Source organism: Hydrogenophaga sp. NH-16, from assembly GCF_004006415.1.
GTDB classification, from domain to species: domain Bacteria; phylum Pseudomonadota; class Gammaproteobacteria; order Burkholderiales; family Burkholderiaceae_C; genus Hydrogenophaga; species Hydrogenophaga pseudoflava.
Map to the genome: position 1 here is coordinate 1629168 of NZ_CP029344.1, position 17179 is coordinate 1646346.

Genomic DNA, 17179 nt, shown 5'->3' on the forward strand with positions numbered 1-17179 from the left:
AACTGCTCGAGCGCTGGTGTTTGGGGAGTAGGGCGCTGTTCGCTTTTGAGCATCCTTGGGTGTTCGTTTTGTACCATATAAGCGGGTGCATAAGTGGTTCTATCCGGAGAGATTCGCCGGATGAAAACTGCTCAAAACCTGGAGTTGATGAGGGCGTTTGCGGCCGAACTCAAAGCACGCCGCAGCGAGCTTGGGATCTCGCAGGAGGACCTGGCGCATCGCAGCGATGTCAACCGCACCTTTGTGGCCAAATTGGAGCTGGCTCAAAACCAGCCGACGCTGACGGTGTTGCTCAAGCTGGCCGGAGGGCTAGAGGTGGAGCTGCCCGAACTACTGCAGGTCACGCTCAAGCGCTACAAGACCGAAATGCGTTTGTCCAAAAAGCGCGTCCCGTGAGTCCTGGCCTGTGACCCACTCCAGCTAGAGATACCGCGCTCACGCCCGGGCTACCGGTACATCGGCCAGGCAGGTGGTGTAGGCCGGCGTCCTGCGCTCCTGCTTCATCGTCCACACCCGATTCGTTCCAGGTTTGCCGGTGCCACCGGAGTGCACGGTGCCTTTCCCGAAGCGGGTGTTGATCAGGTCCATGGCCGCCATGAGCCGAGAGCGATCGCGCGTGGCCGGCTGCTCGTTCGGGTCGCCCAGGTCCAGCTCCCTCTGCTGCACGCTGGCCGACTGAAGATCCACCAAGATGACGCCCGCCTTGATGAACTGGTACGCGACAGCGACTTTGAGCATCAACTGCACGAGCGGCTGGAGCTGGCCGAGCGCGACAAACAGACTGCCGTGGAACTGGCACGTGCCCAGCTGAGTGCGGAGTTGCAAAAACAGGGCGCTGAACGGGATGCGGAGATCCAGAAGCTCAAGGCTCAGTTGGAGGCCGGCCAGGTGGCCCGCCAGTTGACTACATCTTCCGCGACGCTGATGAGTCGGGCACACAAATCGTGTCGATCATGTTCGAGATGAAAAACGAGAGCGATGCGACGGCCACCAAGAAGCGCAATGAGGACTTCCTCAAAGAGCTGGACAAGGACCGGACAGAGAAGGGCTGCGAGTACGCGGTGCTGGTCTCCCTTCTGGAACCCGACAGCGAGCTCTACAACACGGGCATCGTTGACGTGTTCCACCGCTATCCGAAGATGTATGTGGTGCGGCCGCAGTTTTTCATTCCCATCATCACGCTGCTGCGCAACGCTGCAATGAACGCCGTCAAGTACAAGACGGAACTGGCCCTGGTGAAGGCCCAGAACATAGACATCACCAACTTCGAGAACCAGCTGGAGACCTTCAAGAGCGCCTTCGCACGCAACTACGATCTGGCCACAGGACACTTCCAGAAGGCGATTGCGGAGATCGACAAGTCCATCGACCACCTGCAGAAAACCAAAGACGCCCTGCTGGGAGCTGATCGCAACCTGCGATTGGCGAATGACAAAGCCCAGGACGTGACCATCAAGAAGCTGACCAGGGGCAACCCGACCATGGCGGCCAAGTTTGCCGAACTCAAAAGTACCGGCGCCACGGCTGAGGACTGACGACACAAGTGTGATCCTCAGTACCTCGTGCGCAGAAAGCCCTTATCGCCGGCGCGACCGGCCATATCGGTGGTCTTCTGTGGATTGAGCTGCATCGCCAGCTCTGGCGACGCACTGTTGACCCTCAGTTGCGCAATGTCCGTTCAAGGCTGAACGGAGTCACTCAGGGACGGCGATCCAAACAGCAGGGACGGCCATCAGCCGCCATTCAGCGATCGACCACGCCAGCGACCGCTTCACGATGAACTGGCTATGCCGGCTTGAGGCTGCCTGCTGTTGTTCCTGTGTGAGGCTTGAACGTTAGCGATGATGCCTCTCCGGTCGATCACAAAGCAAGGTGCCTGGCCAGCTGACACACGCCCACGTGAGTCCTTCGGCGGCGACTCATGACTTTTACGGCTTACTTTGTTTCTTGGTTGGAGCTGGCGTTGCCTTTTGGTCGGTCGCCTCACGTTTTTCCACCAGAAAGTCGATCAATGCCCGTACCTTGGCTGGCATCTTGTCCCGTGTCGGCGCGTAAAGGGCACAGGCCTGGAAACGGTTTGCACCAGGGCTGCAGTGACCAAGCCACAATTGGGGCTGGAGAAGGATGAGGAGAAAGAACCGTGAGCGATTGGGATTTTCTGTACGAGATGAACGACCGTGGCTACAGCGCCGAGGACATCGCTGGCGCTGCCGCCTGCGGCTATGCCCCTTGGGAAGCGAAGTACATCGACAGGCAGTGGGCCGAAGAACAACTTGAGGGCGAGCCAGAAGAGGACGCCCGCTCAGTTCAGCCCGTCCGGAGCAGAGAGGGGTTTCCGTTCAGCATCCTGGAGCAGACGGAAATCTTCCAGAACTTGGTCGACTGCGCCGAGCGGCATTTCGAGAACACCGGCCGCTACCTTCAGATATGGGGCGAACTGGGAGAAATCTACGCAGAGATCAAGTTTGGTCTGCGCCGCCATGCGACCCACGCGCCTGGCTCGGACGGCATGATTAACGGCAAGCGCATTGAGGTCAAGACTATCTCGCCCGAAAAGACCAGCGACCAAGTTCTGGTTAAGAGCCAAGGCGACTTCGAAAAGCTGCTGATCGTCCGCATTGATCGGGACTTCCAATTCCAAGGCAAACTCATTGATCGCAGCGAGTTGAGCGGCGGCGCGGGCAAGTACCTCAAAGGTCGGCTTCCCTGACACCCACGCTCCTACGTCTTTGTGGTTCCATTGGCATCGCGATCTTTGCGGCTGTCGCTAGCCGATTAGGACATCCTACCGCTCGCGAAATCGGCGAGCGCGCGGACGGTCGGAGCCTCGTGAAGTGCGGCGCGGAGTGTATTGCGGTTGCAGGTCAATGCCTCGTAAAGGCTGGGTACGGACACTCGAATTTAAGCACTGTGTTTTTTCAGAAACAGCAACCGGTCAATTGCCGAGCAGGACATTCAGCGACGGATCATGCACGCAGACCGGTCACTCGACTTACGCGGGCTAAGTCAGATAGTGCTCGCAACTGAGTGCAGGCCGAATGCCCCAATTTCATCGACCAACGCGGGGCCATTGGTGATGGAAGTCATCGACAACAAAAGGGTGTGCGTGCCGGACTTGATCGCTGGCGTCAACGGCACCACCCAGAGTGTGTGCATGTCCGCTTGGCAAGTCAGGGTGTTCGTGCTCGATGACCTCAGGGTCCTCAGAGGGCCAAACAATCGAAGTGATCCAGAAGCTCAATGCGCCCGCGCCAGCCAGGACAACAAAGGTCACTGCCATCCCATATCGAGTACCCAGCCAGCCGGCCAATGGATAGAACAACAACCAGCAGGCATGCGACAGGGCGAACTGCGCGGCGAAAAGCGCTGGGCGATCCTCTGGATGCGCAGAGCGCCGCAGCAAGCGCCCGGAGGGTGTCTGGGCGGTGGAGTAACCAAGACCGAGCGCAAACCACAAGGCCATCAGCGAAGCGTGCCCCTCAACCCATGTCCCCACGAAGAGCCCTGCGACCATCAAGCCGATACCACCTAGCATCGCGCTGCGGTCCGGCAGCTTCTCCAACAGGCGGGGCAGCACCAGTGCGGCCACCATGGAGCCCGCGCCGAAACTGGCCAACGCTACGGCCACCGCACCCTGGGTGAGGCCCAGACTGGCTTGAACGATAACCACCGTGTTGACAAACACCATGGAGCCAGCCGCCGCCACGGCCACATTGACTGCCAGCAGCCCGCGCAAACGGGGCGTGGCCAGGTAGATGCGCAAGCCGCGCGTGGTCCGGTCGTAGATGCCGCGACGCTGCGGCGCCGGATGCACCGGCAGCACCACTGACACCACCAGTGCCGCCGACGCCAGGAAACCCAATACCGTGCCGGCAAACAGATCGTGAAAGCCGATCACCGTGAGCAAGGCCGCCGCCAGCATGGGGCTGACCAGACTCTCCATGTCGTAGGCCAGACGAGAGAGTGACAAGGCCTTGGTGTAGTCCTTTTCGTCAGGTAGCACGTCGGGAATGGTGGCCTGGAAAGTGGGAGTGAAGGCGGCCGACGCCGCCTGCAGCACAAAGATCAGCACGTACACCTCCCAGATCTGGGAAACAAACGGCAGCAGCAACGCCACAGCCGCACGCACCAAGTCCAGCGTGACCAGCATGGTGCGCCGGGGCAGGCGCTCGGCAAAGGCCGCCGCGACCGGTGCTACACCCACGTACGCGATCATCTTGATGGCCAAGGCTGTGCCCAGCACCATGCCCGCGTTGTCGCCGGCCAGGTCAAATGCGAGCAAGCCCAGTGCCACCGTGGCCAGCCCGGTCCCGATCAGGGCAATCACCTGAGCTGCGAACAGATGGCGGTAGGTGCGGTGGGCGAGTATGTCCAGCATGTTGTTTCTCGGGGTCGAAGTGCTCGGGTGCGGAGGGAGCCCGGGGCTCAGAGGTAACGGGTGATTTCCTTGAACTCGTCGAGGGAATGGCGCTGACCGGTGCCCAGAGGCCCCACGAGGTCTTCGAGGCAGTGATCCAGGTGGTCCCGGATCAGGGCATTCTTGGCTTGCTGGATCGCTTTCTCAACGGCCTGCAGCTGCTGAGCGACATCCAGGCAGGTACGTCCCTGCTCCAGCATTTCTATGGTGCTGCTCAGGTGTCCGCTGGCTCTGCGAAGGCGTTTGATGATGGCTGGGTGGGTGGCATGTGTGTGCGGTTGCGTCATGGCTGATCGTATCCCCTGGGGGAGGTTACTATAATCCCTCGACCAACACTGAATGCATCAACACCCATGACCCTGCGCTTCCCCCGCTCCTTGCCCCCTGACCGGGCAGCGCTGGGCGTGCGATGGCTGGTGCTGGTGGTGATCATGTTCGGAACTGTCTTCTCTTCGATCGGGGGCACGAGCTCCCACGGCCTTGCTGCCATCGCAGCGTCGATCCACGTCGCTCCGCTTTCCTCTGACGGTTCGCACGAACATGCGCATGGACATGCGCACGAAGATGAACAGGGTGGAGACGACGGATTGGCGATGGTGAATCTGAGCGCCGCTGCCGACCATTCCCACCATGGGGCGGATCACTCGCACGACAAAGCGCACGCCCTGCCCGTCGCCTGGAGCTCGTCGGCACCGCAGCTCCCCGATTGGGTCGGGCGGGTGCGGCCGTGGATTGAAATGGTGCAGGCGTCCAGGCTGGAACGCCCGCCCATGGGCTGAGACGCTTCTCGCTCCCCGCACTGCTCCACGCAGTGCTCCCCCTTCTTTCAGACCATCGGAGTCTTTATGCACAGTCCTGTCCTCGACAGGCTGCCAGGTTCGCCTTGTGCGATCTGGCAGTCCCGTCTGCTTCTACTTTCAGCCTTCTTCATCTGCCTTTTATTGGGCAGCACAGAGGCCTTTGCCCACGCCGTCACAGCAGGGGACAAGGGCTACATCCAGGAAATTTCGGGCGTCAATCTGCTGCCCTTCATGTACCTGGGCGCCAAACACATGATGACGGGCTACGACCACATCCTGTTTCTGTTCGGTGTGATCTTCTTCCTCTACCGCATCAAGCACATTGGCATCTACGTGAGCTTGTTTGCGTTGGGTCACTCCACCACCATGATCCTGGGCGTTTACTTCAACGTCGGGATCAACAGCTACCTGATCGACGCGATCATCGGTCTGTCCGTCGTTTACAAAGCCTTGGACAACATCGGTGCTTTCCAGCGTTGGCTGGGGTTCCAGCCCAACACCAAGGTGGCAACCTTGGTGTTCGGCCTGTTCCACGGCTTTGGTCTGGCGACCAAGATTCAGGAGTATGAGATCTCGACCGACGGCTTGGTGCCCAACCTGCTGGCCTTCAACGTGGGCGTGGAGATCGGGCAGATGCTGGCACTGGCAGTCATCCTGATCGGCATGAGCTACTGGCGCCGCACCCCCAGCTTCGTTCGCAATGCCTACACCGCCAACGTCGCCATGATGAGTGCGGGCTTCATCTTGGTGGGCATGCAGCTCACCGGCTATTTTGTGTCTTGAACACCCAAGGAATATTCAATATGTACAACAGTGATACCCCCCTGCGCGCCGAACTGCCTTCCTCCAAGCAACTGGTGCGCTCCACCATCCTGGCTGCCATCTCTGCGGTGGTGCTCCTGGTTGCCGTCGTGCTGCCGGCTGAATACGGCATCGATCCCACCGGCATCGGGCGCGTCCTGCGCATGACCGAAATGGGTGACATCAAGCAACAGCTGGCGGCAGAAGCTGCTGCCGATGCGGCCGCTGCCGCCCCGGTGGCGCCGGCCCAGACAGCCGGGACGACGCTGGGCGTGTCTTCGGCCAATGCCGCACAACCAGCGCCCGCTATGGTGGCTGCTGCTCCCAAGGTGGTGTGGCGCGACGAAATGCCCGTAATCCTGACCCCGGGAGAAGGTACGGAAATCAAGCTGAAGATGGCCGAAGGAGCCAAGGTGCAGTATTCGTGGGTCGTCGAGGGCGGCGCAGTGAACTTCGACACCCATGGTGATGCACCGGGCAAGTCGATCAGCTACGAAAAAGGTCGCGGAGTTGCCTCGGATGAGGGTGTTCTGGAGGCTGCGTTCACGGGCAACCACGGCTGGTACTGGCGCAACCGGGGAGAAGCCAACGTGAAGGTCGTCCTGCGCACGCGCGGCGACTACACCGACATCAAACACGTGAAGTAATTGGAGGGCGCTGCGGCTTCCGCCGCAGCGTCCGTTTCATTCAGAGCCCTCCAAATACCTTCTCAATGCAATCTCCCCATGAAAACTCTTAAAACTGTTATCGGTACTTTCCTGATGGTCGCTTTCTTGGCCTCACTCGCAGGATGTGACAAGCTGGGCTCACTTGGAAAAAGCGACCAAAGCGGTCACGGCCACAGCCACGAGTGATGGCGGTTCACGGTCTGGAATCGTTCAGCGCAGCGGCGCCGGCCACTTCTGTGCCTTGTCCTTCCACTGCGCGTGGCACGACACACAGGAGATCTGCAACTGCGACAGCGCGCCGGTGGCGGCCATCCAGTCGCGGCTGCGGGTGGCCTTGAGGATGTCGTTGGTGTTCTCGTCGAGCACTTTGTCGTAGGTCACCAGGGCCTGCTTGAAGCCGGCCTGGTCTTCGGGCTTCATGATGGCCCAGGGTGAGTGGTTGGGCGCGGGGTGGGTGAAGATGATGTTGGCGCCCTGCTCGACCATCTCGCGGTTGTGGGTCAGCACCCCTTCCTGCATCATGCCGATGGACTTGCCCATGAGGGTCATGAGTTCCTTGTAGGTCATTTCGGCCTTCCGCATGCCGGCGACGAGGTTTTCGGCGGTGTCCTGGGCCTGCAGGGGCAGGGGCAGCAAGGCGGCGACGAGCAATGCGGTGGCGATCTTTTTCATGTGAGGCTCCGGGGTTTGTGGATGGGATGCCCCAATCCTAGGCAGCCAGCGCTGCGCCCGTGTGTCTGCGCACCGCCTGTTTGGTGAGCCTGCGTGACAGGGACTCACTTGACATGCTGTGTTACCAAGATCCCGCCTTGGGCCGCGATGGCGGCGCGAAGATCAGGCCATCGCAACCCGGGAACCCACATCATGAACCGCTTCCGCTACGCCACCTCACAGATCGCCGTCCACTGGCTGGCCGCCGCCCTGATCGTTTTCCTGCTGGTCACCGGCACTTTCGTGCTGGCCGAAATGCCCAACACCGCAGACAAGATCGGCAACTTCCGCATCCACATGATCCTCGGCGCCCTGGCCGCCGGGCTGGTAGTGGCTCGCGTGCTCTTGCGCCGTGTCAAGCCCCGCCCTCCGGCCGTTGTCGCCGAAAAGTGGGCACACTTGGGCCACATGGGCCTGAACCTGCTGGTGATGCTGCTGGCCGGCAGCGGCGTGGTGCTGGCGCTGCAGAGCGGCGTGCTGGCCGCGGTGCTGGGCTCGGCGTCGTTGCCCGAGTCGCTGGACGGCTGGACGCTGCGCAAGGTGCACGGCCTGACGTCTCGCCTGCTGATGGCGCTGGTGGCGGTGCACGTGCTGGCCGCTCTGTACCATCAGTGGGTTGTCAAGGACGGCCTCCTGCTGCGCATGCGCCCCGGCAAAAAGCAGGCATGAAACGAACCCTCTCACCATGACCCTCACATCCAAAACCAAAACCCTGCTCGTGGCCCTGGTGGTCTTCGTGGGCCTTGCCGCTGCTTTCGGCTATTGGCGCTTTGGCCGTTCGGTCGAGGTGGCGGTGGCCATCGCACGCCAGGGCGCCGTGCCCTTGCGGGTGCTGGGGCCGGGCACGTTGCAGGCGCGCACGGCGGTGTCGCTGGCTTCGCGCGTCAACGCCACGGTGGTGGAGGTGCTGGTGGACGTGGGGCACAGCGTGCGCAAGGGCCAGTTGCTGGTCACGCTCGACGACCGTGAGTCGTCCGCGCGGCTTGCCGCGGTCCAGGGACAGCAGAGCGCCGTCGCGCGCAACATCGAATCGGCCCGGGCCACCGTGGCCAAGGCCCAGGCCGAGCTGGAATTGGCGCAGTCCAAGCAACGGCGCGATGCCGAGCTCCAGAAACAAGGATTCGTCTCACAAGCGGTGGTGGACGGCAGCACCGCAGCCCTGCGCGGCGCACGGGCCGGTGTCGATGCCGCCCGCGCCAGCCTGGCCGCGCGCGAGGCCGACGCCACGACCGTGGCCCAGGAGGCACGGGCGGCCGGCGTCTCGCTGACTTACACGCGCCTGCTGGCCCCGATCGACGGCATGGTGATCCAGCGCCAGGCCGAACCGGGCAGCACCGTGCTGACCGGGTCGCCGATCCTGAAACTGGTGGACCCGGCCACGCTGTGGGTGGCCATGCGGGTCGACGAGTCGGTGCTGGGCCAGTTGCGGATCGGACAGCGGGCACAGATTCGCATGCGCAGCGGCGAAACGCTGGGCGGCCAGGTGGCGCGCATCGCGCGCCAGAGCGACGCCGCCACGCGCGAACTGGACGTGCACCTGGCGCTGGACAGCACGCCGCAGCAGTTTGCGATCGATCAGGAGGCCGAAGTGAGCATCGCCACCGGCGAGCAGACCGGCATCGTTGTGCCGCTGACGGCGCTGACCAAGGACCGCGCCGGCCAGCCCGGTGTGCTGGTGGTGGAAGACGGGCGCACTCAGTTTCGCGCCGTCACCGCCAGCGGAGCCGACGACCAGCTGGTGCGTGTGACGGCGGGGCTTGCCGAGGGCGAGACCGTGGTCGGCAACGCCACCGGGGTGCGTGCCAACCAGTCGGTGCGCGTGGCCCAGCCCCGCTGATCCGGTCAGGGCGAAGCACACCATGGACCTGGCACTCAAAGACATCCGCCGGCATCTGGGCAAGTTCCTGGCCACCATCGCCGGCGTGGCGATGCTGCTGGCGATCGTGCTGGTGATGAACGGCATCTACCGCGGCAACATCGAAGACGGCGTCTGGCTGATCGACAACATGGGCACCGACCTCTGGGTGGTCGAGCGGGGCCGCGGTGGGCCGTTCAACGAGCCTTCGCGCATGCCGGCAGACAGCTACAAAAGCGTGGCGGCCACGCCCGGTGTGGTGCGCGCCAGCCCGATCATGCTGTACACCGCGCAGCGCGACATCGGCGGGCGTTCCCAGCAGTTCACGGTCATCGGCTACGACGTGTTCGGGGGTGTCGGCGGCCCCGGGCGTCTGGTGGAGGGCCGAACCCTCACGGCACCCCGCTACGAGATGGTGGCCGACAGCAAGACCGGCCTGCAGCTGGGCAGCCGGGTGCCGCTGGGCGGCGACACCTACACCGTGGTCGGCCTGACCAAGGGCGCGGTGGACTCCGGTGGCAATCCGCTGGTCTACCTGTCGCTGCCGGACGCGCAGAAGGTGCAGTACGAACAGGACGACCGCGCCCTGACCGCTGCCCGCGCGGCCAGCCTGCAGCGGCTGCTGCGCGCGGGCTACAGCGAGGAACAGGCCAACCGCCTGCTGCCGCTGCTCTCGGCCAGCTCGACCAACATCAACGCAGTGCTGGTGAAGCTGGCGCCACAGGCCGACCCGCAGGCGGTGGCGCAGCACATCCGGGACTGGCTGTACTTCAACGTCTACACGACCGACGAGGAGCGCAACCTGATGATCGAAGGCAAGCTCAGCCGCATGTCCGCCGTGCTGGGTCTGTTCCGCGCGCTGCTAATCCTGGTGTCGATCGTGATCATGGCGCTCATCGTCTACGTGTTGACGATCGAGAAGATCAAGTCCATTGCCACGCTCAAGCTGATCGGCGCGCCCAACCGCGTCATCGTGCAGCTGATCCTGACGCAGTCGATGCTGCTGACGCTGGCGAGTTTTCTGCTGGCCTACGGTCTGCGCGAATTGATTGCACCGCGTTTTCCGCGCACCCTGGGCTTCGCCGCGACGGAAACCACGGTGACCTTTGCTGTGATGCTGGCTGGCGGCCTGGTGGCCAGCTTCATGGCGATCTGGCATGCGCTGCGCACACCGCCACAACTGGCACTGGGGGGCTGACATGGCGGTTGTGGAACTCACCAACGTGTCGCAGACCTTCGGCGAAGGCGAGCTGGCGGTGCAGGCGCTCAAGCCCACCAGCCTGAGCGTGGAGCCCGGTGAACTGGTGGCCCTGCTGGGGCCCAGCGGCTCGGGCAAGAGCACCTTGCTGCTGGCGATCAGCCTGATCCAGCCGCCCACCACCGGGCGCATCGTCATCGACGGCCAGACCCTGTACGACAACGGACCGACTGGGGTGGACGAACGCGCGTTCCGGCTGCGTAAGATCGGCTTCATCTTCCAGCAACACAACCTGATCCCGTTCCTGACGGCGCAGGAAAACGTGGCCCTGATGCTGCAGCTCAACGGCGCGAGCCGCCGCGAGGCCGGCCGCCGCGCGAAAGACCTGCTGGACTACCTGGAGATGGGCCACCGGGCCGATTCGCTGCCGGCCCGGCTGTCGGGTGGCGAGCAGCAGCGTGTGGCGATTGGCCGCGCCCTGGCCAACGAGCCCGCCCTGATCCTGGCCGACGAGCCCACCGCCGCACTGGACACCGAACGCGGCACCAAGGTCATGGGCCTGCTGCGCAAGATCGCGCAGGAGCGGCGTTCGGCGGTGATCACCGTCACCCACGACCACCGCATGATCGAGGGCTTCGACACGGTCTATCACATGGACGACGGGCGCATGGCCCGGGTGGACCGGACCGATCCGCAAACCGCCGTCGCCCACGCCTGATCTCCCACTCATGAGTACATCCCCCGAGCACCTGCTGGTCGTCGACGACGACCGTGAAATCCGCCGCCTGATCGAGGAATACCTGACGCAGGCCGGTTACCGGGTTTCCAGCGCGGCCGACGGCAAGGCGATGCGGCGCCTGATGGAGCAGCACCGCTTCGACCTGGTGGTGCTGGACCTGATGCTTCCCGGCGAAGACGGTCTGAGCCTGTGCCGCGATCTGCGCAGCCGTTCGAACATTCCCGTCCTCATGCTCACCGCGCGGGGCTCGGAGATCGACCGCATCGTGGGCCTGGAGATGGGCGCCGACGACTACCTGGCCAAACCCTTCAACCCGCGCGAACTGCTGGCGCGTATCCGCAGCATCTTGCGCCGCGCCCACGCGCTGCCGCCCAACCTGGTGCCCGAAGAGGTGGCGGTTTTCCGTTTCGCGGGCTGGACGCTGGAGGTGGCTTCGCGCAACGTGACGGCGCCCGACGGTCTGGTGGTGCCGCTCTCCGGTGCCGAGTTCCGGCTGCTGCGGGTGCTGCTGGAGCACCCGCACCGCGTGTTCTCGCGCGACCAGTTGCTGGAGTTGACCAATGGCCGCGAAGCCATTCTGTTCGACCGCAGCATCGACGTGCTCATAGGCCGTCTGCGCAAGCGCCTGCGCGACGACGGCAAGGAGCCCGCCCTGATCAAGACCGTGCGCGGCGAAGGCTACGTGCTGGCGGCCAGCGTGGAGGCGCTGTGAGGCTCTGGCCGCAGTCGCTGTTTGGCCGCCTGCTGCTGCTCATGAGCGCCGGGCTGCTGATGGCGCAGCTCGCGGGCTCAATGCTCCAGTCGTGGGACCGGCAGCGCACGCTGAGCCACACCGTGAGCCACGAACTGGCGCAACGCATTGCGGCGATCTATCGGGTGATCGAGATTCAGGCCGGCCCGCAGCGGCAGGCCATGGCCACCCTGTTATCCACCCCCAGTCTGCAGATTCACATCGTCGATTCAGCGCCACCGCCAACCGCAACGGGGCCGTCGATGCTCGACAACCTGCCCGGCCACATCACCGACGTGCTCGGCCCGCGCGCCGAGGTGCGCACCAGCGAGCTGCCGCGGCTGGGGCGGTTCGCGTTCAAGCTGCACCTGCGGCTTTCGTCTGGCGAATGGCTGCGCCTGAACGGCAGCGCGCCGGAGGGCGTGTTTGCGCTGCCCTGGAACCTCATGCTGAACCTGGGCCTGATGCTGGTGGCGGTGGTGCTGCTGGTGGCCATGGCCGCGCGCAGCACGGTGCGCCCTCTTACCGAACTGGCCAAGGCAGCGCACAGCCTGTCGCGCGACCTGCGCAGCCCGCCCGTTCCCGAGACTGGCCCGACCGAAGTGCGCGAGGCTGCGCAGGCGTTCAACGCCATGCAGAAGCACATCCGCAGCGGCATCGAAGAGCGTGAGCGTTTTCTGGCGGCCGTGTCGCACGATCTCAAGACGCCGCTGACGCGCATGCGCCTGCGCACCGAGATGATGGCCGACCCGCAGTTGCGCGCGCAGCTCCAGTCCGACACCGACGACATGCTGCAACTTCTCGACGGCACGCTGGATTTCTTGCGCGGCAAGGCGGTGGAAGAACCCTTGCAGCGTGTCGATCTGGTGGCGCTGGTGGAAAGTCTGGTCGAGGACTACCAGAGCCTGGGCACAGTCACGCTGCAGGCGCCGGACGCGCTGCAGTGGTCGTGCCGGCCCAAAGCGCTCAAGCGCGCGCTGACCAACCTGATCGACAACGCCCTGAAGTACGGCGGCCAGGCCCACATGGTGCTCGCCACCGGGCCGTCAGGCGTGGAAGTGCTGGTGCAGGACAAGGGGCCGGGCTTGCCCGAGGACGAGCTGCAAAAAGTCTTCGAACCCTTTTACCGCGTCGAGCACTCGCGCAGCCGCGACACCGGCGGTGCGGGCCTGGGGCTGGCCATCGTGCGCCAGATTGCCAGGAGCCACGGAGGAGACGTCGATCTGAGTAATCGGGCTGAAGGCGGGCTTCAGGCACGACTGTCGATGGTGTCCAAATAAGAGTCAATCGCTGGTCAACTTCGGTACTAAAAGCGGCCGTCTGACCTTCTTCAAGCAACGTCACTCGTACGACCGCTGCCAGGCGCAGGCCGCAAGGTCTCGGTGCGAAGCTCACGGACGGCAGTCGCTGCCAACCGGCCTCCCTACCCACCCTCAACAACCTCTGGTCACCCTCACCTGCCAGGGTCTGGGAAGATCACAAGGCAGCATGCATAAAAGGCACGCGCTGATTGAATTGGCCTGAAGCTTTGACAAAAGCCTCACTGCCAAAAACCCGCGTTAGAGAATGGCTCCCAGCTTCGGCCATAAACGGCGCCTTGAGAGAATCCACAGAGAATTGGCCACCGCCCGCAACCCCGCGAAAACACTGGGCCCAGAAAGACAAAAGGCCCCCACTTGCGTGGGAGCCTTGTCTTACTGGCGGAGTGAGAGGGATTCGAACCCTCGATGAGGCTCTACACCCCATACTCCCTTAGCAGGGGAGCACCTTCGGCCACTCGGTCATCACTCCTGAGCCGCGTATTATGCCTCAAGTCTTTTCCGTTTCCGGGGACCCAGGCCTTGGCGGCATCACTTCGAAATCGTGTCGGCCGTCTGATCCAGATCGAACTCGCGGTGCAGCGCGCGCACAGCCAGTTCCATGTACTTCTCGTCGATCACCACCGAGGTCTTGATCTCGGAAGTCGAGATCATCTGGATGTTGATGCCCTCGTCGCTCAGGCACTTGAACATGCGGCTGGCCACGCCCACGTGGCTGCGCATGCCGATGCCGACGATGGACACCTTGCAGATGCGATTGTCGCCCACCACGTCGGCCGCTCCCAGGGCTGGCAGAACCTGGCCCTTGAGCAGGTCCAGCGTCTTCTGGAAATCGTTGCGGTGCACCGTGAAGCTGAAGTCGGTCTTGCCGTCCTTGCTCAGGTTCTGGATGATCACGTCCACTTCGACGTTGGCAGCCGCCACGGCGCCCAGGATCTGGTAGGCGATGCCTGGCTTGTCGGGCACGCCCAGCACAGAAACCTTCGCTTCGTCGCGGTTGAAGGCAATGCCGGAAACAACGGCTCGTTCCATATCTTCGTCTTCCTCAAAAGTGATCAGGGTGCCAGAGCTGGCTTCTTCATTCAGGTCGATGTCCCAAGGGGTGAAGCTGGACAGCACGCGCAGCGGCACCTTGTACTTGCCGGCAAATTCCACCGAGCGGATCTGCAGCACCTTGGAGCCCATGCTGGCCATTTCCAGCATTTCCTCGAAGCTCACGCGCTCCAGGCGCTTGGCTTCGGGCACCACGCGCGGGTCGGTCGTGTACACGCCGTCCACGTCGGTGTAGATCAGGCACTCGGCGGCCTTCATCGCCGCGGCCACGGCCACGGCCGAGGTGTCGCTGCCACCACGGCCCAGCGTGGTGATGTTGCCATCGGGGTCCACGCCCTGGAAACCAGTGACGATCACCACCTTGCCAGCGGCCAGATCAGCACGCACGCGGGCGTCGTCAATGGATTCGATGCGGGCTTTGGTGTAGGCGTCGTTGGTCTTGATGGCCACCTGCCAGCCGGCATAGCTCACGGCGTCGATGCCCTCGGCCTGCAGCGCGATGGCCAGCAGGGCCGACGAGGCCTGCTCGCCGGTGGCGGCCAGCATGTCCAGCTCGCGGCCGTAGGCCTTGCCCAGCTGGGCGGGTTGCAGTTCCTTGGCCAGTGCCAACAGGCGGTTGGTCTCGCCGCTCATGGCGCTGGGTACCACCACCATCTGGTGACCAGCCTTGTGCCACTTGGCGACACGCCGGGCCACGTTGCGGATGCGCTCGGTGGACCCCATGGAGGTGCCGCCGTACTTGTGAACAATCAAAGCCATCGGGTTGGATCGGGAAGAGGATCGTTGGAATGACCACGCGGCCGTTGGTCGCGCTGGGCCGGTCGCCGGAACCGGCCGGGCCGCCGGATGCATCCGGCAAAGCCTTGGAATTATATCGGCGCGGCCCTGGCCGTCCGGCCGAACGTCAGATGCCCACCGTCCCGACGCAGGGTCCCGTCGGCCACCTTGAGCTCGATGCGATGCCCCCGCGTCCGACAGGCCGCCAACTGGTCCAGCACCTGCTCCATCTGAGCCGCAGCGGGCACCACACCCCAGTGCCTGTGCAACCAATGGCGCAAGGCATTGGCTTGACGCTCGCGGCTGAGCGCTTGCAAACCGGCGATGGACGGGGGCTCTCCCACCGTAGCCAGGTCAATGCGCGCGAGGTCGCCCAGCAACTGCTGGGCCTGCGCGGCATGGCGCGCGCTGCGCGCAAGCATGGGGCGGAACCCCGGGAAGCAGGCGTCCCAGGCGGGCAGCAAGGTCTTGCGAATGCGATTGCGCGTGTAGCGCAAGTCGGCGTTGCTCGGGTCGTCGACAAAAGGCTCCCCATTGCTTTCGACCCAGGCCCGCAGAGCACTCGCAGGAATCTCCAGCAAGGGACGGGCAAAACGCATGCCGTGGCGCTCGAAGTGATCGGGCATGGCTGCCAGCCCCGGCAGGCCGCCGCCGCGGCTAAGCGCCAGCATCAGGGTCTCGGCCTGGTCATCGGCGTGATGGGCCAGCAGCACAAGGTCCGCACCCGCAGACCTGGCCAGATCCGCCAGTGCGCGGTACCGATGGAGGCGCGCTGCGTCCTCCGGGCTCTGCCCTCGCACGGGGGTGGCACGGACATGCGCCAGATGCAATGGCACACCCAGCCGGTCGCAGGTGGTCCTTGCCGTGGTTTCGAAGGCATCTGCCGCGGCCTGCAAGCCATGGTGCACATGAAGGGCCACCACGCACCCCGGCCAGAGCGCGTGGGCCGCAAGCAGCAGCGCGGAGGAATCGGCACCGGCGCTGTACGCGACAGCCAGCCTGGCGGAGGCGTCTGGGGCCCTGGAAGCGCACCAGCGCAGCAGCGCCGGCCCGCACGGGTTGGGCGACGCCGCCACGCTGCGCCTCAGCGCTTGGCGCTGTCGGCCTTGGTGTCGGTGAAGCGGCCGTAGCTGTCCAGGCGAGCGTGGCGTCGCTCCAGCAGCTCCTTGACCTTGAGATCGGCCACCTGACGCCAGGCGTCGTTGAGGGCGCGCTTGAGGAACGCGGCCATCTGACCAGGGTCACGGTGCGCACCGCCAACCGGCTCGTTGACGATCTTGTCGACCAGACCCAGCGCCTTGAGGCGATGCGCCGTGATGCCCAGCGCCTCGGCCGCGTCGCTGGCACGGTCGCTGGTCTTCCAGAGAATCGACGCACAGCCCTCGGGACTGATCACCGAGTACACCGAGTACTGCAGCATCAGCACCTGGTCGGCCACCGAGATGGCCAGTGCACCGCCCGAACCACCTTCACCGATGATGGTGGAGATGATCGGCACCTCCAGCTGCGCCATCTCGAAGATGTTGCGGCCGATGGCCTCGGACTGGCCGCGCTCCTCGGCGTCGATGCCGGGATAGGCACCGGGCGTGTCGACGAAGGTGAACACCGGCAGCTTGAATTTCTCGGCCAGCTTCATCAGGCGCAGCGCCTTGCGGTAGCCCTCGGGCTTGGTCATGCCGAAGTTGCGCAGACCACGCTCCTTGGTATCCCGCCCCTTCTGGTGGCCGATCACCATGCAGGGCTGACCGTTGAAACGGGCCAGACCGCCGACGATGGACAGATCGTCCGAGAAATGCCGATCGCCGTGCAGTTCCTGGAAGTGCGTGAAGATCTCGTTCACGTAGTCCAGCGTGTACGGCCGGTCCTGATGGCGCGCAATCTTCGTGATCTGCCACGGCGTCAGGGTGCTGTAGATGTCCTTGGTGAGCTGCAGACTCTTGCCCGACAGCTGTTCGATCTCGGCAGAAATGTCGACCGCGGATTCGGTCTGCACATAGCGGAGCTCTTCGATCTTGCTTTCGAGTTCGGCAATGGGCTGCTCGAAGTCGAGAAAATTTCTTTTGGCCAAGGTATGACTCCTTTGGTCTTTGTGCGAACGACGTCCGGAAACA

At 63.8% G+C, this 17179-nt stretch carries 18 protein-coding genes, 1 tRNA gene and 1 pseudogene; 12 read left to right on the top strand and 8 right to left on the bottom strand.

From position 1 onward, the window contains the following. The first annotated feature begins 120 nt into the window (after positions 1 to 120). A complete protein-coding gene (locus DD542_RS07885) occupies positions 121 to 396 on the top strand; it encodes a helix-turn-helix transcriptional regulator (RefSeq protein ID WP_127804906.1) in 276 nt (91 codons plus the stop codon). A 39-nt stretch (positions 397 to 435) separates the two neighbouring features. Here DD542_RS07885 and DD542_RS24280 read toward each other — a convergent pair whose 3' ends face one another. Then, positions 436 to 738, bottom strand: a complete 303-nt coding sequence (locus DD542_RS24280; RefSeq protein ID WP_127804908.1) for a DUF4113 domain-containing protein — start codon at positions 736 to 738, stop codon at positions 436 to 438. Here DD542_RS24280 and DD542_RS07895 point away from each other — a divergent pair. Both DD542_RS07895 and DD542_RS07905 read left to right on the top strand, forming a co-directional pair. Beyond that, positions 658 to 1535, top strand: a pseudogene (locus DD542_RS07895) (DUF2130 domain-containing protein). The gene DD542_RS24280 and the pseudogene DD542_RS07895 overlap by 81 nt on opposite strands. 605 nt (positions 1536 to 2140) lie before the next feature. After that, positions 2141 to 2710 (top strand): hypothetical protein, encoded by a 570-nt coding sequence (locus tag DD542_RS07905; protein ID WP_127804910.1) that lies wholly within the window; start codon positions 2141 to 2143, stop codon positions 2708 to 2710. 339 nt (positions 2711 to 3049) lie between these two features. On the opposite strand, the gene DD542_RS07910 is transcribed toward DD542_RS07905, so the two are convergent. After that, the gene (locus tag DD542_RS07910; RefSeq protein WP_127804912.1) at positions 3050 to 4378 is read right to left on the bottom strand and encodes an MFS transporter; all 1329 of its coding nucleotides are present in this window, start codon (positions 4376 to 4378) and stop codon (positions 3050 to 3052) included. A gap of 47 nt (positions 4379 to 4425) precedes the next feature. Beyond that, complete coding sequence (locus DD542_RS07915; RefSeq protein WP_127804914.1) at positions 4426 to 4704, bottom strand: metal-sensing transcriptional repressor; 279 nt, start codon at positions 4702 to 4704, stop codon at positions 4426 to 4428. 66 nt (positions 4705 to 4770) lie between these two features. Here DD542_RS07915 and DD542_RS07920 point away from each other — a divergent pair, with 66 nt between their 5' ends. From DD542_RS07920 to DD542_RS07930, 3 genes are all read left to right on the top strand, one after another. Next, the gene (locus DD542_RS07920; RefSeq protein WP_127804916.1) at positions 4771 to 5196 is read left to right on the top strand and encodes a hypothetical protein; all 426 of its coding nucleotides are present in this window, start codon (positions 4771 to 4773) and stop codon (positions 5194 to 5196) included. A 162-nt stretch (positions 5197 to 5358) separates the two neighbouring features. Beyond that, positions 5359 to 6000 carry a HupE/UreJ family protein gene (locus DD542_RS07925; protein ID WP_241559722.1) on the top strand — a complete coding sequence of 214 codons (642 nt, stop codon included), beginning with the start codon at positions 5359 to 5361 and terminating at the stop codon, positions 5998 to 6000. Continuing rightward, entirely contained in the window at positions 5997 to 6665 is a 669-nt protein-coding gene (locus DD542_RS07930) for a transmembrane anchor protein (protein ID WP_347232068.1), read from the top strand. The genes DD542_RS07925 and DD542_RS07930 overlap by 4 nt, the downstream gene beginning before the upstream one ends. Positions 6666 to 6896: 231 nt before the next feature. Here the strand turns inward: DD542_RS07930 and DD542_RS07935 are convergent, their stop codons facing one another. After that, on the bottom strand, positions 6897 to 7358 hold the full coding sequence (locus DD542_RS07935; protein WP_127804920.1) for a hypothetical protein: 462 nt from the start codon (positions 7356 to 7358) through the stop codon (positions 6897 to 6899). A 192-nt stretch (positions 7359 to 7550) separates the two neighbouring features. Here DD542_RS07935 and DD542_RS07940 point away from each other — a divergent pair, with 192 nt between their 5' ends. Genes DD542_RS07940 through DD542_RS07965 form a run of 6 tightly spaced genes read left to right on the top strand, consistent with a single transcriptional unit; the run spans position 7551 to position 13199 of the window. Continuing rightward, positions 7551 to 8066, top strand: a complete 516-nt coding sequence (locus tag DD542_RS07940) for a cytochrome b/b6 domain-containing protein (RefSeq protein WP_164868365.1) — start codon at positions 7551 to 7553, stop codon at positions 8064 to 8066. Positions 8067 to 8082: 16 nt separating this feature from the next. Then, entirely contained in the window at positions 8083 to 9234 is a 1152-nt protein-coding gene (locus DD542_RS07945) for an efflux RND transporter periplasmic adaptor subunit (RefSeq protein WP_127804924.1), read from the top strand. Positions 9235 to 9256: 22 nt separating this feature from the next. Next, positions 9257 to 10450: an ABC transporter permease gene (locus DD542_RS07950; RefSeq protein ID WP_127804926.1), complete on the top strand. Its 1194-nt coding sequence runs from the start codon at positions 9257 to 9259 to the stop codon at positions 10448 to 10450. A gap of 1 nt (position 10451) precedes the next feature. Beyond that, entirely contained in the window at positions 10452 to 11168 is a 717-nt protein-coding gene (locus DD542_RS07955) for an ABC transporter ATP-binding protein (RefSeq protein WP_127804928.1), read from the top strand. A 10-nt stretch (positions 11169 to 11178) separates the two neighbouring features. Continuing rightward, positions 11179 to 11901, top strand: a complete 723-nt coding sequence (locus tag DD542_RS07960) for a response regulator (protein ID WP_127804930.1) — start codon at positions 11179 to 11181, stop codon at positions 11899 to 11901. Beyond that, positions 11898 to 13199, top strand: coding sequence for an ATP-binding protein (locus tag DD542_RS07965; RefSeq protein ID WP_127804932.1), 1302 nt, complete (start codon positions 11898 to 11900; stop codon positions 13197 to 13199). The genes DD542_RS07960 and DD542_RS07965 overlap by 4 nt, the downstream gene beginning before the upstream one ends. Before the next feature lie 418 nt (positions 13200 to 13617). Here the strand turns inward: DD542_RS07965 and DD542_RS07970 are convergent. The 4 genes from DD542_RS07970 to DD542_RS07985 form a co-directional block, all read right to left on the bottom strand. After that, positions 13618 to 13710 (bottom strand) — tRNA-Ser (locus DD542_RS07970). 59 nt (positions 13711 to 13769) lie between these two features. Next, on the bottom strand, positions 13770 to 15050 hold the full coding sequence (locus DD542_RS07975) for an aspartate kinase (protein ID WP_066158444.1): 1281 nt from the start codon (positions 15048 to 15050) through the stop codon (positions 13770 to 13772). Between the two features lie 110 nt (positions 15051 to 15160). Beyond that, a complete protein-coding gene (gene tilS, locus DD542_RS07980; protein WP_347232069.1) occupies positions 15161 to 16144 on the bottom strand; it encodes a tRNA lysidine(34) synthetase TilS in 984 nt (327 codons plus the stop codon). A gap of 8 nt (positions 16145 to 16152) precedes the next feature. Further along, on the bottom strand, positions 16153 to 17136 hold the full coding sequence (locus DD542_RS07985; RefSeq protein WP_066158442.1) for an acetyl-CoA carboxylase carboxyltransferase subunit alpha: 984 nt from the start codon (positions 17134 to 17136) through the stop codon (positions 16153 to 16155). Between the last annotated feature and the right edge of the window lie 43 nt (positions 17137 to 17179).